16 protein-coding genes are annotated in these 15,343 nt (G+C 44.3%); 12 read left to right on the top strand and 4 right to left on the bottom strand.

The features are described 5' to 3' along the window. Positions 1-468: 468 nt before the first annotated feature. The 3 genes from IEY24_RS04410 to IEY24_RS04400 all read right to left on the bottom strand — a co-directional run bounded on the left by IEY24_RS04410 (position 469) and on the right by IEY24_RS04400 (position 5,293). Positions 469-1,143 carry a hypothetical protein gene (locus tag IEY24_RS04410; protein WP_188929030.1) on the bottom strand — a complete coding sequence of 225 codons (675 nt, stop codon included), beginning with the start codon at positions 1,141-1,143 and terminating at the stop codon, positions 469-471. Between the two features lie 257 nt (positions 1,144-1,400). After that, complete coding sequence (locus IEY24_RS04405; protein ID WP_188929028.1) at positions 1,401-3,155, bottom strand: UvrD-helicase domain-containing protein; 1,755 nt, start codon at positions 3,153-3,155, stop codon at positions 1,401-1,403. Then, positions 3,140-5,293 (bottom strand): ATP-dependent nuclease, encoded by a 2,154-nt coding sequence (locus tag IEY24_RS04400; protein WP_188929026.1) that lies wholly within the window; start codon positions 5,291-5,293, stop codon positions 3,140-3,142. Before IEY24_RS04400 ends, IEY24_RS04405 begins: the two co-directional genes overlap by 16 nt. 421 nt (positions 5,294-5,714) lie before the next feature. Here IEY24_RS04400 and IEY24_RS04395 point away from each other — a divergent pair, with 421 nt between their 5' ends. From IEY24_RS04395 to IEY24_RS04350, 11 genes are all read left to right on the top strand, one after another. Then, on the top strand, positions 5,715-6,572 hold the full coding sequence (locus tag IEY24_RS04395; protein ID WP_188929024.1) for a hypothetical protein: 858 nt from the start codon (positions 5,715-5,717) through the stop codon (positions 6,570-6,572). Positions 6,573-6,670: 98 nt separating this feature from the next. After that, on the top strand, positions 6,671-6,967 hold the full coding sequence (locus tag IEY24_RS04390) for a hypothetical protein (RefSeq protein WP_188929022.1): 297 nt from the start codon (positions 6,671-6,673) through the stop codon (positions 6,965-6,967). A gap of 4 nt (positions 6,968-6,971) precedes the next feature. Continuing rightward, a complete protein-coding gene (locus tag IEY24_RS04385; RefSeq protein WP_188929020.1) occupies positions 6,972-7,298 on the top strand; it encodes a hypothetical protein in 327 nt (108 codons plus the stop codon). Positions 7,299-7,301: 3 nt separating this feature from the next. After that, on the top strand, positions 7,302-8,000 hold the full coding sequence (locus IEY24_RS04380; RefSeq protein WP_188929017.1) for a P-loop NTPase family protein: 699 nt from the start codon (positions 7,302-7,304) through the stop codon (positions 7,998-8,000). Continuing rightward, positions 7,993-8,523 (top strand): hypothetical protein, encoded by a 531-nt coding sequence (locus IEY24_RS04375; protein ID WP_188929015.1) that lies wholly within the window; start codon positions 7,993-7,995, stop codon positions 8,521-8,523. Before IEY24_RS04380 ends, IEY24_RS04375 begins: the two co-directional genes overlap by 8 nt. A gap of 282 nt (positions 8,524-8,805) precedes the next feature. Beyond that, entirely contained in the window at positions 8,806-9,465 is a 660-nt protein-coding gene (locus IEY24_RS04370) for a plasmid mobilization protein (protein WP_188929014.1), read from the top strand. Beyond that, positions 9,462-9,863, top strand: coding sequence for a relaxase/mobilization nuclease domain-containing protein (locus IEY24_RS04365; RefSeq protein ID WP_229221340.1), 402 nt, complete (start codon positions 9,462-9,464; stop codon positions 9,861-9,863). Before IEY24_RS04370 ends, IEY24_RS04365 begins: the two co-directional genes overlap by 4 nt. A 552-nt stretch (positions 9,864-10,415) precedes the next feature. Then, positions 10,416-11,096 carry a reverse transcriptase domain-containing protein gene (locus tag IEY24_RS33230; RefSeq protein ID WP_229221338.1) on the top strand — a complete coding sequence of 227 codons (681 nt, stop codon included), beginning with the start codon at positions 10,416-10,418 and terminating at the stop codon, positions 11,094-11,096. 182 nt (positions 11,097-11,278) lie between these two features. Then, positions 11,279-12,223: an HNH endonuclease gene (locus IEY24_RS33225; RefSeq protein WP_438821069.1), complete on the top strand. Its 945-nt coding sequence runs from the start codon at positions 11,279-11,281 to the stop codon at positions 12,221-12,223. Positions 12,224-12,455: 232 nt separating this feature from the next. Beyond that, on the top strand, positions 12,456-12,788 hold the full coding sequence (locus IEY24_RS33220) for a hypothetical protein (RefSeq protein WP_438821066.1): 333 nt from the start codon (positions 12,456-12,458) through the stop codon (positions 12,786-12,788). Positions 12,789-12,842: 54 nt separating this feature from the next. After that, positions 12,843-13,301 carry a hypothetical protein gene (locus IEY24_RS04350; RefSeq protein WP_188929011.1) on the top strand — a complete coding sequence of 153 codons (459 nt, stop codon included), beginning with the start codon at positions 12,843-12,845 and terminating at the stop codon, positions 13,299-13,301. A gap of 48 nt (positions 13,302-13,349) precedes the next feature. Here IEY24_RS04350 and IEY24_RS04345 read toward each other — a convergent pair whose 3' ends face one another. Further along, on the bottom strand, positions 13,350-13,751 hold the full coding sequence (locus IEY24_RS04345) for a helix-turn-helix domain-containing protein (protein WP_188929009.1): 402 nt from the start codon (positions 13,749-13,751) through the stop codon (positions 13,350-13,352). 140 nt (positions 13,752-13,891) lie between these two features. Between IEY24_RS04345 and IEY24_RS32740 the strand changes: the two genes are divergently transcribed. Continuing rightward, positions 13,892-15,310 carry a HEPN domain-containing protein gene (locus tag IEY24_RS32740; RefSeq protein ID WP_229221332.1) on the top strand — a complete coding sequence of 473 codons (1,419 nt, stop codon included), beginning with the start codon at positions 13,892-13,894 and terminating at the stop codon, positions 15,308-15,310. The last annotated feature ends 33 nt before the right edge of the window (positions 15,311-15,343 follow it).

The following is a 15,343-nucleotide window of genomic DNA, read 5'->3' as shown; positions in this document are numbered from 1 at the left end:
TTTCTGCAACTGCACAGAAATTCCCGGTACAGTCTCAATTCAGAAAGCAAGTATTTTACCCTTATATTTGAGTATGATATAGTATTCAATAATTTGATAATCAAGCATTTGTTGCTCGTAAATTCAGTAAAGGCGGGCAAGACACACGTGGCATTTTGTGACTTGCAGTTTGACATCGTCTGCACTACTAATTTCGAATTTTTACTCGAATAAGGATACGCTTCCCTCTCCAACTATTGGCGACCTATCCTAGATGAGGATCAATTACTATCTCGAATGATTCTGATGCTGTCACCTTGCTGAAGTTACACGGTGAATTGCATCATCCCAACCGGTTAGTTGCTTCCGAAGTAGATTACGACCGCTTCATTACATGCAATCCAATCGGGATTCTAGTATAACTCGTCTTTCTTGAACTGCCTAAATATCTGTTTTTTAGCTTAGTATTTTATTACTAGTGAGAAAATACTATAATAATTTTCTTATTTCTCCTAAAGTCGAATTCAGCAGAGCCGGAATTTCGCCGTCCGATAGTTGAGAGAATCTCACATCAAGGCCGCTGCAAACGTCGACGGCAATACAATATTTCATATCGATTACGTAATCGCTAGAGAAGTTTAATTTTAGGTAACGGTACAAAATATCAGTAAACATCCCTAATTCACTTGCCTTAAAGCCGTTCAACTTTGCTATAAACCAAATTGCACCAATTTTATCAGTGTCGTCCTCTTTAAAGGCAAAAACATGATTTGGAGTTACCTGAATTTGTAACCCCTCAATTAGGATTATAGAGTTGTATTTACTCTTTCTAATAAATCTCAACTCGCTTAAAGGTCTCCAATTCGCTAAATTAGCAGTTTCGTAAGTGCGCAGAATGTCAATGTTCCTTTTATACATTATTTTTGTCCTGCTATATTTACTATGTTCAAATTTTCCCTCAAGTTCAACTATTTTGGCTACTATCGGTCTTGTGTCATTTAGTTTGTAGCTGTTGCTAATGGCACTTATGCAGGTCACCCAATAGTCGCCACCTTCTAAAATTAGTTTAGGGGTATCTGATTTCAACGAATCTATGAAACTCTTTCTACGCCTCGCAGACTTATTTCTGAATTCAATAATTTCTTTGACAGATAGCTTCTTCATTTGCTTATTTGGTCTTTTAATTTTGTTCTGCTAAAGTCACTCCGGATTCGTAGTGTCGATAATGCCGCCAAGGTAGGTAAAGGAGTTTCTAGCCTTTTCGAAATACACACTTTATTCGCCCGTTTCGCTGCACCGCTCAATTTTACAGTGAAGCAAAGTCCTTGAAAGTACATCATGAGAAACACCGGAAACTCTACTTTCAACCGTCTAATACCTGGGAGAGGCTCACAAGCAGTTCAGTGCGAGGCCGAAGTGTACTAGTCATAGGGGTAGCGCACATTTTGTAAATGCATGGTAGTTGTATATGGGGATCCTTTCCTAGTTTTCCGCCCCCTTTCAGAGATAAGATGAAGATGATTTTTAGCCCGACTACAGATCACATAAAGCAGCTTCTTTGAGGTTGCCAAATGATCGTCATCTTTCCAGTTAGGGACATACCCATGCAACAGACCAAAAGCAATTACAGTATGAAATTCCTCCCCCTTGACTCCATGACATGTATTGACCACAACACCGGTCGCGTGGCTAAATAGTTTCTTGAAACTGCCGATATCCCGCGCATAATCAAAGCGTGCGTCGTCCATGCGTTTTTTTGTGCTCTCGAAAAAATACTCCCAGTGCTGTTTTAAGGTCGAATTCTGCGCAATTTCTATTCCCAGGCGCTCCATTAATTCACCGAAGCAATGTTCTAAATGCGCAAGACCGTCATCTTCGTCGCACGTAACACTGTTGAGATGCCGGAGAAAGACTTTGGCCTTTTTCTCCACCCCCGGTAATATTTCGATACCTAAGGCCACAAATTCGTCAATAAGTTCAAAAGTCCATCGGGCTCGGACAAAATACATTCTCGGCGACGGAGGTACTAGAAAGAGCCTGGCTACTTTAAACCAAATGTTCTCCTTATTTTTCATTAATGGAGATAATCCAACGGCGTCAAAGTTGACATCCGGCAGTCGTGATTTCAGCATTTTACCCATAGGTATTACCAAAGGCCATTGAGGAGCTAATACACATATCTCATGCTCAGGGACGCCCATGGCAATATTGTGCTGAATGATCTCCGCGATATAAACCGGCAGATCATCTTTATGGATCTCGTTATTAAAAGTGAGGAGTCCAGCCTCTTCGGCATGAGCTGCCAGAGATTCAATGGAAATTGCTCGACTCTGATAATTTCGGTAGTAGTCGATGATACGCTGAGTACTTCTATAATTCCCAGAAAGCTCTAAGGGCGTGATCGAAATCTTCCCAAATTGAACGCTGATGTCTGGCAAGGATTTAGCTACCCCTCCGAGGGATCCATAAATTGCCTGATCTTCATCGCCTACCATAAATAGCGAAGTCGTACTCTCTCTTGCGGAGACTATCTTCGCTAGTATCGCATACTGTAGCTCTTGGGTGTCCTGGTATTCATCAACTGCTAGCAGATGGATCAGATTGCTAAGGCTTTTGCAAATTTTTGGATATTGATGAAGCAGCTTGTAAGAAAAATAAAGTATTAGATCGAAATCAATCAACCGCTGCCCTGCGAGCATTTGATCATAATTAGAAAGAAGATCGCGAAACCTTGGATCCCGTTCGGAAAACGCTCCATCAAGATTTCGCCGAGTGGAAATGCTTTCCCACCACTCGAAGCCGTATTGGTCTTTCAAAGACGCTATCAAGTCCTCGCATTTGTATTCATCTGCAATTACGAATCCATTCTTGACCTCTTCAAGGTACGGAGAGTATGGCCTGATTATCCATTCAAGGCAAAATGAATGAATGGTACCAGCCCAGAGCTTCTCAGCGTCGATATCAATTTTAGCCAATCTACGTTTTATCTCCTCTGCTGCCCTGTTAGTAAACGTTAAAGCGACAACCATTTTTTTTGTGTTACTGATTTTATCAAGTTCCAATCCCACTTTGGTAGCAAGCACTCGTGTTTTTCCACTACCGGGGCAGGCACTCAACAAAACATGACCAGCCGTCAAGACTGCCGTTTTCTGTTGCTTATTTAGGTCCTGAAACATTTTTGAGAATTTGTAAGCTCTATGAATTTGCTAAGTTGATCATCAGGAAGTTCTGTGGCAAAGTAATCAACTGACTCCTGCGCATCCGAAATCGCCTGTAAGTTTTTCGTTAGCATAGCGTAGTCGATACTATTGTCCTCATAGGCGCGTTTCGCGAACGCTTGCAAACGAAACAACGCCATGCTTCGTAGTACCTCAAACGATACATGAGGGCAAGCAAATGTTATAGCTTCCAAGATGTATGTAGGCATAAATGTCAAATGTGTGATATGCTCCTCAAGCTTTAGTGCGAACCATCCTTTTTTAAAACGATTGGCCAAACGAAGGATTTCTTTTCCATAAATGTCAACGTGCTCACTTTTTAGTGCATCATTAATTTCCCTTATCAAACTAGGGTTGCTGTAATGTTTTTCAACAAGCATCCGTACTTCGTGATCATTTCCACAACCGACAAATTCAACTTCAAATGTGTGTTTACCGTAAAATGGGGAAACCCATTTGTTTGTTTTGCAAAAACGGTCCAATATCCTTTTCCTACGCGCTCCGGATATTTCCGAGTTTCTACATGATCGTTCTTCCAATGTATCATCATTTTTGTCGTCTGGAAGATCCAGAATCGATTTGTCCTCATCGGTAATAATGGCACACTTTTTCCTAACCCGATCATTGTGAAATATCGATGCTATATTGCTGAATCCGGTGCTACCGATATTTACAAGGCTGACGCCGATTTCGTCAAGAGAAGCTCCAAATATCTTTTTGAACATGGTTGGAATAATAATATGTTCAGCATCCCCTTCAACCAAGACGACCCCTTTAGCAAACAGCAAATCGGTTCTCACCGCATCCAAGTATCGTTCAATAGCAACCACTTCTTGTTCACTCAATCCGTTTGACGGGTTGAAGACTTGTGCTTGGTTTTGCGAACGAGAAAGGATATTGACAGAACTAATCTTGCTGACCGAAGATATCTGGGTTGAATGGGTAGTTACAATTATTTGTGTGTCGCTGTTTTGTACTTTGTGGAAGAGGGTTTTCTGGATATGAGTATGGATGTGGGCCTCAGGCTCTTCGATGAGCAGAAAATTAGCTATTTTATCTAGCGCTTTAACCCTTTCGTATTCAAGTAGTTTAAGGGATAAAAAAATAAGATTTGCACCCCCGAGGCTCAATTCGCGAATCCTTCCTTTGTACCCCGGCTCATCTGGGTCACCAACCCATAATTTAAGCGATTGCAGAAGTTGTTCTATATCAGAGGGCACTTCAGACCTGATTTCAATGCCGGGTGCATATGTTTCTCCAACAGCGCTCTTGATACTGTGGGTAATTCCCGCTGCAACATCATTAATTTCATCCAGTTTTCCAATTTCATCGTTGAGGTCTACAACCTTCCGCACAATTGACTCTTTTTCTACAATCGGAATACTTTTTTCTTTCCCCCGTAAAAGACTAAGGAGTGGGTTGTCCCTAAATGACCTAAGATCCGCTTCAACATCTCGAAGTGCTTTAATAAATGTACAGGAGAGTTCATTCGGGATTGAGAATCCTTGCAGCCTGATTCCGTAAACATCTTCCTGTTTATCATTCGGATCAGGAAATTGTATTTCATCGAAATCCCCCACATATTTTTGATAGTTTGTGTCGATAGAAAAATCTACATTTCCTCGTCCGCGAAAGGTCACCTCATAATCGTTTAGGGTTATGGCATCGAGTATTTGAGCCAGCGACTCTTGCGATTTTCGACGATCGGAGGCGCATTCATAAAGCTGTTGCCTTATCTTTTCCTTCGGCCTAAATATCAACGCATAACTTCCGACCTTGGAATCATATGTTTCCATGTCACCGATTTGGTGCATCGCAATTGCCTGTGCTTCCTCGGCTGCATCTAGCTCCAAGAATTCGATTTGGATGATGATCCAGTGCCCATGCCACTTGCTCCCCAAACTGCGGTTGAAGTCGGATTCGTTGAATCTCACCGCACGAGGAAGGCTCTCGTCGATTAGGAGCCTGAGTGCGTATAGAACATTGGATTTACCTGATCCATTCTCGCCGATTAGCGTGTTAATTCCCTTCTTAAATCCAATAGTTGTATTTCTAAAGTTGCGAAAATTTCGAATGGAGAGTTTTGAAATGTACATTTACGTATGCTGGATGGTACGTTACAATAAGCAGTTCAGAACGATAGAATACCTACCAAATTTATTATCCGGTTCGTACAAGACAACTGGCGCAGTATCCATGTCCAGTTTGCGAAAAGCTCGCGTTCGTTGTTCAAGATACACTTATGTGGGATTTTCTCGAAGTCTTCCTGGCCCTTCTATTTGTGGACTCGATGTACATTGCTTTGATCTCGCTCGTTGATGGAGTACAGGGAATAGTGCGCTGCATGTCGCTGCTATTGCCGATGAATTTGGTCGGCAGATGTGGAGGATCAACATCAATTATAATGCCACGCAGTAGGCGGATCATGTTTTTGTAACCGATAGTTATTATATTGCTGTAGTGACGTTATTTGACCGCAAGACCATGAATCTTCACTCCAACCTTCGGTATCCCTTTTTGAAATACATTATTGAAGAATTTGCAGGCACTTTCTATGAAGACGATTTGACTAGCCTGAACCGACTGCTGATTCTGTATCATAACAGGTATTCATTTACAGTTAGGAGAAACGATATCGGTGACTTTATTACTTCTCACGAGCAAGGCATTTCCAAGCCTGACTGGCTTCATTGGTGGTTCGGTCAGTCTAAGCGAGATCGGATTCGACAAGTCAAGCGTCGCACGGCATTCACACTACGACATAACCGGGAGGTAATTGAGTACCTTTTGTCAAGAGAGGACTATGGGTCTGAAAAAGCCATCTATGAAACTCTCACTTCAATCTCAAATTGGGTTCAAACCTTATCGTCGGAAGCCGTTGCAGACAAATTGCTTGATCTGGAAGGGTGGAGAAAGGAGTTGAAAATTTTAGTTCAACAAATGCCAAAGCCAGGGACCACTACGAAGAAGGTTTCACGAATGCGGGCGTCGGACAGCTTCCAGGAACAATTTACCGACGGGGATGCAGCCGAAAGGCTGCTCAAATTTAAACGCTTGAAGCGTATCTTGTTGACGGAGCGATGGATTGCGCCAATCGGGGACTCGGATAATTACCGGTATTGCAAACAATCCAAGGGTGGAAGGCTTTACATTGCCGCGCTTTACTACGTGCTGATGGAAAAAGGCTATATCAGGATGACAACAGATGCACCTCAGGTTGCCGCCTCCTTCAACTCCTGGTTGATACATGATTTTGAGCAAAGCTCATTTGTAAAAGCCTTTCAGGCGGAAGAGCTAAGTCAGTTTGACGGTAGAGAAGGGAATGCCCGCACTAAATATCTAACGGAGGTACGATTGCTCCTTCGCGACTTATAAATAAAAACTTCTTTTCGTTCCCGGTCGAATCACAGGAAGGAATTCCTGGCACTTGACTCTGAATTTTGCCAGCATGTTTTATCAAACAGAAAGGCAAAATGAAAAAGAGAACTCCGGATTCGTGCATCCACAATCCAGACGCTACCTCCACCGTACAGGACGTAGCCCCTGTAACAATTCGCTCCGATCCTGCGGTCAACTCTGATCGTCTCGTCGATGTACATGAGGCAAAGCGGATGTTGAAAACAGTCTCTGCACAGAAGCTTTACTATCATTGCGCCAAGGGACATCTTCCATTTATCCGCCAAGCAGGAAAACTGTATTTCTCTGAGACAGTCCTCTGGCACTGGTATCACAGGATTGAATCCCAGAAACGTCGCAAGCTTAATCATTGACGCTATGGAGATAACCAAGGAGTTGGTCCTAAAGCTTTGTGAGCGGAAGGACCCCAAGCGCAAGCGGATGCTTTTTGAGCTGTATCGAGACCTGTTTGCTTCCAATATGTCAGCCAGGTTTCTTGTGGACGTGATTAACGAAAAACTTTCTATCGTAGCAGTGTCGCTGTATGATGTCAAATACATCCGCGCTAAAATGAAAAAGTGGGGTGATCAGCAGATGCCAGTTCAAAAAAGTGAGAAGCCGGAAGCTGAGGCCCAGCCCAAAGCGGCAATGAAATTCCCCCGCTCTGAGCCTGAGCCATATGTTAAACCATCTAAAAAATATTAACAAATGAAAAACTTACATTTCATAGTGCAAGCCAAGGGAGGCGTAGGAAAATCCATTCTGATGTACCTGTTTGCCCTCAAACACTACCAAGATCCCAGGTGCCTGTTCATTGATGTGGACGCCTCAACGCAGACCAGTACACGTCAGCTGAAATTCGTCCATCAGGATCAATCCGATGTTGCCAGCCTACTAGACGAGAAAGGCCTTTTGATCCGTGATAATTTGCTGGCCTATTTACAAAGCCTCGCGAAGGAAGATTTCGACGACGCCTATTTTGATTTTGGCGCTCCCGAAAGTGAACAGCTTCCAGCATTAATTGAATACGACATCCCTCTCAAAGCTTTTGCTGAGGGGCTGGGTTTTGAAATCACGTTTCATATCGTCATAGGCGGCGGAGGTGCCTACAATCCGTCCATCGATTATTTGCTAAGAATGTTCGATCTTATTAAAACAGACTTTGAAATCGTCGTCTGGCAAAGTATGGCCACCTTTCGCAAATTTCCACATCTGACCCAGGAACTAAGGGAAAACTGCAAGGACTCAGGCCTGGCTTTTCGCAGGTTTGGAGATTTCGAGCCTGAGTCATTTCTCGGAGCAGAAATCCTGACAGGCATCCGTAAAGGCTTGGCGCTAGATACCTACACCATTGGGCCGAGACTAAGACTTCAAAGAGAACTACAAATCAATTTTGCCGATGTCTAGCCAGCAGGTCACCAAACAAACCCTGGCCAGGATCAAAGCGGACTACCTGGCAAGGTACGAAATCGAGATGGACGATTGGTCGGCAGTCATTCTGCTGGACAACCAGGCCCAGTTTCAAAACATGGATAACCAGCTCCGGGCAGTCCTGGATGAGAACAAAAAGCTAAATGATAAGATCAGGGAATCTGTCAAGACGGTCCAATTCAACTCGATTTGGGAAGCTTTCATCCATGGCCTAGGTAAGGGATTGCCGTATTCAATTACTGCACTTGTTCTGGGAATCTTATACTACGTATACATGTCTACGTATGTGGATTACCAGCGGATCGAGGACTTCGTTTCAGCTTACAAAAATGCACCGGACTATGTGGCCCTGATCCGCGAAGGCGAGACGGAAACGTCAGGTGGCATCGAGTATCTCATTCTTTCGCCGTCGAAACGCGGCAAATATGTATTCGGCAAGTCTTACGAATTCGACTCGCGACGAAAATTGGTCAAAGTGCCTTTGCAGAGGAAAAATTGATCCAAAAGCGATACAGAAAGGTCTAAATGCGCACCAAAGGAGTCTTTAAGGGGTATTAAGAGTCAGAAAGTGCTCCAAAGAGTCAAAAAGTAATCCAGAAAAATCATTTAAAAGGAAAATTGAGCCAGAAACGGTCAGGAAAGATCCTGCGCGGTGGTTTTCTCCACAGCCAGCTATCGCCGGTACGTCGCGAAAAGCGACTCCCCGGCGGGAGCTGGCCATGGGAAAACCCCTGGACCCCTGCTATTCGCCTTCCGGCTCATAGCTAATCAAAAAAGACACATGGAAAATCAGAAACAAAAAGGCAGACCGCCCAAGGAAAAAGGTACTGCCAAACGGGAACACTTTTCAGTCTGGGTAAGTGCTGATCAGAAAAGACAGATTAATGAGCTCATTGAAAAAAGCGGGCTTTCCGCCAGTCAATATTTCTTAGCCCTGGCGCTTGATGTGCCTTTTAAAAGGCCGCAGAAAAGGGCGCTGCCCAAGGCAACTGCCGAGATGGTCAGGGTGCTCCAACAACTTTCCGGCGTTTTATCACTCGCAGTTCTAAAAACCAAGGGACACCAGATGCTTACAGACCAGTGGCAGCACAGTAGCCTGCGGGTTCGGCTGCTCGCCGATCTTATCACGCTTTGGGTGTTTGAAAGCTTTGAGATCCGCAGCATGAAGAAGGCGTTCGAGGAGTTGCTTGAATGGTCAAATGACCTCGCCTCTTATCTTTCTCAAATGCTACCTGAAACCGAAGGCAAACATCAGCTACTGCTAAGATGCAGTGCGACCAGCCGGCTGATCGGTGACTTGCAGCAAAAATATGAGACCCATTACTCGCAGCCACTTGAAGAGCTCGCGCCTCTCTGGAAATCGGGTGAAACCGATGCAGGCTCCGTTCACGCTGAGATCGAAAAAGCTGTAAATGCAACCCTGAAAAAGATGAGGTTATGATTGGAAAAGCAAGCCTTGGCAGCTATGCCAAAGGGCTAATTGAATACTGCTACTACGACAAGCATGTCTCCGCAAAGATGCGGCAAAGGCTGGACGAACAAGATGTCCGAGGGGAATTGGTTTATATTCAGAACCTGGGTATAAAAATGCATGTAGACGGGAAGCTGGACCTGGAATATTTAATCAACCAGTTTACTAGTAATCATATGCAAAATACGAACCTTAAAAAATTCATGTGGCACCAGTCATTTAGCTTTGCGCCAGGCGAAAAGCCCGGCAACGAAACGATCGCCGAAATTTCCACCGAATTTGCCAGGGACTTTGGGTTTGAACAGAACCAGATGCTGGTTTTCAAGCATGAAGATACCGCTAACGTGCATTTCCATGTGCGCCCATAAGGGCATATAGTAAATAGAACATTAGCAAGTTCTTTGACAAGCGTTTAGACGTCAATTATCAACCGACTTATCTGGAAGGGAAACCTGAAAGGGAGTGTAGCATGTCGGTAAACTTATAAGTCAGCCAACTGTCAGGCTGCGACTGAATGGGGAGATAAAATGATAGATATGAGGATAAAATCCATACTGATTGAACGATAGCCTAAGCGGTTACATGCGACGGCTCCGACGGAAGACAGTTATCAACGTCGGACTGTACTACTCGAATCCGATATGAAAAGATCACGAGCCAAAACGGAGTACAGCGCAACTACGATAAGTAGTAAAGGGCGGAAATCGTATCCGACAATCTGTCAAGCTATGTTACTATATGTCTAAATGGGGATTACCTAAACCGGAATGCCACAATGTGGCTATGGGACTTTGGGTCCTTGAATATCCGGCAAGGTAACGGAGCTTCCGTAGTAGTCCGAGCAGGGGAAAGCCCTGCACATGGCGAAGGGAAGCAGTTAATATTTTTTAATGCGATCGAAGGAAAATGTGAGAGACATTATGAGAAATCCAGAGAGAGTGTTAAACAGTCTGACAGAGCAAAACAAGAAAACGAACTACCGGTTTGAGCGGCTCTACAGGATTATGTTTAACGAGGAAATGTACTACCAGGCGTACCAAAAGCTGTACGCCAACCCAGGCAACATGACCAAGGGTTCCGATGGAAAGACCATCGACGGCATGAGCATTTCCACCGTTGAGCAGCTGATTGAGGCTATCAGAGATGAAAGCTACCAGCCAGCACCATCAAGGAGGACGTATATCCTAAAAAAAGACGGGAAAAAGCGCCCTCTGGGAATACCATCTTTTGGAGACAAATTAGTACAGGAAGTGATCAGAATGATTCTTGGGGCGATATACGAGGGCTATTTTGAAGATAGCTCACACGGTTTCCGGCCGAAGAGAAGCTGCCACACCGCACTGATAAGTATTCAGAAGACCTTCACAGGCACGAAGTGGTTTATCGAGGGAGACATTAAAGGATTCTTTGATAACATCGATCATGACGTACTGATAGCGATCCTAGCAGAACGTATTGCTGATGACCGCTTCCTGCGCCTTATCAGGAAGTTTTTGAACGCGGGATATGTAGGGATTGGGTATTTAACAAGACCTACAGTGGCACGCCACAGGGAGGAATTATCAGCCCGATCCTGGCCAATATTTATCTGGACAAACTAGATAAGTACATAGCTGAATACATCACCGCATTCAACAAAGGAAAAACCAAAAGGCTAAATTCTGAATATGCCAAACTCACATCGTTTGCAAGGAATCTTGTAGCAAGAAAGCTCAAAGTTGAACAAGATCAGGCGATAAGAAGCCAACTGTTGGCTAAAATTAAAGGGTGGAAAAAGCAACGTATGCTTGTGCCGTGCAGCGATGCGATGGACGAAAATTACCGGAGAATGAAGTACGTCAGATATGCAGATGACTTCCTGGTAGGCATTATTGGGAGTAAAGCGGATGCTCAAAGAGTCAAAGAAGACCTCAAGATACACCTGTCCGAAAGGTTGAAATTAGAACTATCCGAGCAAAAAACTTTAATCACAAATGCCCAATCCCCTGCAAAATTCCTGGGGTATGAAGTATGGGTAAGAAAATCCAACGCAGCCAAAAGGAACAAGAACGGGATACTGAACCGGACGTTTGGTGCCAAGGTACAATTGGAAATAGGTAACGCCACCATGAGAAAGAAACTTCTCGACTACGATGCCATGACCATATCGGTCCGAAATGGTAAAGAAGTATGGAAACCAAAATCCAGACCTAGCATGAAAAACAACGACGATCTGGAAATCCTGACTCAGTACAATGCTGAAATACGTGGCTTGCGTAATTACTACTCGATTGCCAACAATAGCAGTACGATCGACTCATTCTACAACATTATGGAATACAGCATGTATAAAACCTACGCCTGTAAGTACCAGACTTCAACCCGGAAAATCATTCGGAAATACACAGAAGGCCGGGATTTCATAGTGAAATACGAAAACAGGAAAGGGCGCTTACTGAAAAGTAGATTCTATAATGAGGGATTCGCACGAAAGTCATTTATTGACAATCATGCCGACGCGATACCTAACGGCATATTTGCAAAGCGCACCAGTCTGATAGACAGATTAAAAGCCAAGCAATGTGAGTTTTGTGGAGCTAATGAAGACCTGCAAATGCACCATGTCAGGAAAATCGCAGACCTGAAAGGAAAACAGGATTGGGAAAGACACATGATTGCCCGACGCAGGAAAACGCTGGCTGTATGTTTCAACTGCCATAGGAAAATACACAATGGCAAAATGGACTGATAATATTGACGGAGAGCCGTATACATCGAGAGGTGTACGTACGGTTCGGAGGCGAGCATTTGGAAATACTACCATAGTAATATGGCAAGGCGCCGGATGCTTAGCCTACATCGTGGCAAACCGCATTGATTCGAATGGCAAAAACACCTCAAAGCATTTTCATAACTACGTCAGAACCGGAGAATTCTGCCGCAGAATGGAACAACGTCTTGAATTAATCCAGGCACCAGAAATGAAAATCAATAAGCGGCAGGAGCTTGAAAATATGCTAACCGACAAGCAGCATCTGAAACTCAAATCATCTATTGACCAGCTTCTAAATACAGTGGTATTGATCGATGAGCTCAAAGCGAAATTGTTAACCCAGGGGTATAAGACTTATGTTGGAAGAGGGATCGCATTCTATCATATGCGGAAAAATATCAAGATTAAGGGCTCCGACTTAGGACGGAGCTATTCCCTTGCTTCCATCGAAAAACGGCTGGCTCAAAACATCGGAATCGAGGTTAAAGAGCAGTTACAGCAACAGCAAAAAAGGCAGAAGAAGCAGGGTCTTGGGATTTAAATGCCAATTTCTAGGGAGAATGACTTATTTTAGCCCAAAATAACCCATAACACCATGAAACTGAAAGCTATCAAATTCTTTTCCCCAGAGGAAAACGTTCCCGAAGTCAAGCCCGCGCCAAAAGCAGCGTCGCTTCCGAGGGGTTACATTTCTAACTCAGGCAAGCTTGTTTTTCCGGCAACTGTACTGCGTGATCTAGGAATTGATCCAGAGTCCACCAAATTCAAAATCGGTACGCAGGAAGGAAAACGTAAAATCAAATCCGTATACCTTGTTCCGGCCGCCCATTCGGATCAGACATTTTCGTTCGAGAAAAGTGGCCGGGGGCACGTAATCCCGCTGGCTGTTATATTGAAAAAAGGCGTAGTTGATTTTGAAAGTCAAAAGCTGATTTTCAAAATCTCGACCTTTGATTTTAATCAGACCACGAAGGGGTTTGAGCTGACGATTGAAGCTGAGGCTCCGAAACCTGAATACACAGGCAAGCCGCGCGGGAGAAAGCGACGTCAGTAGGTAGATTCTCATTATAAACAAGGAAGCCGCGTTGACGCGGCTTCCTTGTTATTGCATGCTTCTAAGTAGCTCAACTTTTTCTCGCTCGCTTTCGAGTAGTCTCTCATAGAGCTTTTTGTTTTCCTCGAAAAGTTCAACCAACTTATCTATCGGGTTGAATGTGGGGAAATAATTGAACAGTGAACCATTATCATGGTTGTTAACTGTATTGCCGATGATGTTAAACACAGCGTCTTCGCTAAAATTTTTGATTCCTTCCGCAGGAACGCCCAGGATCTTACCGATCTGTTCGAGCAATTCTTGATCAACAGTTTCACTCTGTTCGATCTTCGACACCGTTTGTTGGCTAACCTTCAGTTCGTGTGCCACGAACTCCTGCTTCAGTCCGCGTAATTCGCGGATGCGGGAGATCTTATGACCAATATGATTGGGTTTTGTTGCTGTGCTCATGGTTACAAATAAAGGAAATATCTGCGCTAAGGTCAACAGGCAAGAGAAAGTGTTTTACCAATGACCATTGGTAGTATACAACTTGTTGTGGTTCGGTACGTTCATCCGCTGCCTCTTTTTTGCCAAAAAAAGAGAAGCCTATGGAGACTGTAAACTTAACAACAAACGAGAACCTGGGTTCAAGCGAGCAGAAGCTGGCCGATGCCCGCGGTCTGGTTGCCGAATTTTTTCAGGCAACCGATCTGGACTTCATACGTGTCGAATTGTGGCAATTCCTGAAAGCCGTGACCACCGAGAAACCCTTTTCATTTCTAGGAGATCCGTCGACGGTACTTTGCCTGGAAAGGCATTTACAAAAGATCATCAAGGTTTGTAGGTTGCTGCTGGACGTTGCCGAAGAAGATGGAATCGACTTGAATACCAGCGATTTTCAGCCTTTCAGTCATGCACAAATTGAAGCTGATCGGCAGTATATGCGGGATGTCCGGGAGCTCAACGACCGGCATGGCGGCATGATCCGCAGGCTGTCGCTCGCTGAGACCGAGCAGCCCCTTCTAGCGATCAAGCGTGTTTTTAATATTTACGGCTATGACCAGTGGCAAGAGATTCTGGAAGACTGGGTGGAATATGGATTGAGCAAAGTGAGTATCTGTGAAGCTACCGGCGAATGTGCTGAAATCATCCAGTACGAGTTATTGGAATCACTTCTCGAAGCCGTTTACCTGATTTCAAGAATCGATCAAGGAATTCCATTTCAGAAACGCCGCCTTGGGAAGCTGGCGAGTGACAAGGCAATCATAGAATTACTAATTGCGGCGCTCGACCCACTACTAATATTTGAGGTCAAGCATCCTGCGCCACAATCAACGGAACAGAAGCCGTACAGGGATCTGCTGATTGTGTTTGCCGATGATAATCAAAAGACCTTCAAAGAGCATCAGCCCATCGTTGAGCTATTCAGTGCCGGTGATGAAAAGCTATGTTGCTCGGTTCACAAGTTGTCGGATATCCATCAGGCGCTTACCAGTGGTCAAGTATATTTCTCTTTCGCCTGTACCACCGAAAATCTGGTATACCAACGGAGTATTACGCCATTACCGAAAATGCTTCCCGAAACCCTCAGGCAACTGATCGAGAAGTCGAGGCAAGCGTTTATGGCCGGAATGAGTAAAGCCCGAAGGTTCTTTGACGGAGCAGCGTATTACCAACAAGTAAGTGAGTATGCGCTGTCGATGTTTATGTTGCAACAAGCTGCTGAAACAACATTTCGTAGCACTGCCATGGCGCTTTACGGAAGCGAACGGCGCACGCATTCCATCAGATCGCTTAAAAGGTTTAACCATAGATTAGCACCCCAGCTGAATGACATCTTTCCTGGCGGTTTGCCGGATGAAGAACGGCTTTTAGAGCTTCTGGAAGACGCATATCTCGGGGCCAGATACAATCCAGACTATCAGATCAGCGAACAAGAAGTTCATTCAATTTCCTCTCGGGTGTTACGCTTGCTGGAATTAGCCGAAGCGGTCTTCAAAGAGCGAATAGCTGCAATCGGAGTTTAGTGGGAGAGGTGACTACATGCCTTTTTTTAGGTT

The sequence above is a fragment of the Dyadobacter endophyticus genome (genome assembly GCF_014641595.1).
GTDB lineage: Bacteria > Bacteroidota > Bacteroidia > Cytophagales > Spirosomataceae > Dyadobacter > Dyadobacter endophyticus.
This window is presented reverse-complemented; position numbering and strand designations above follow the sequence as displayed.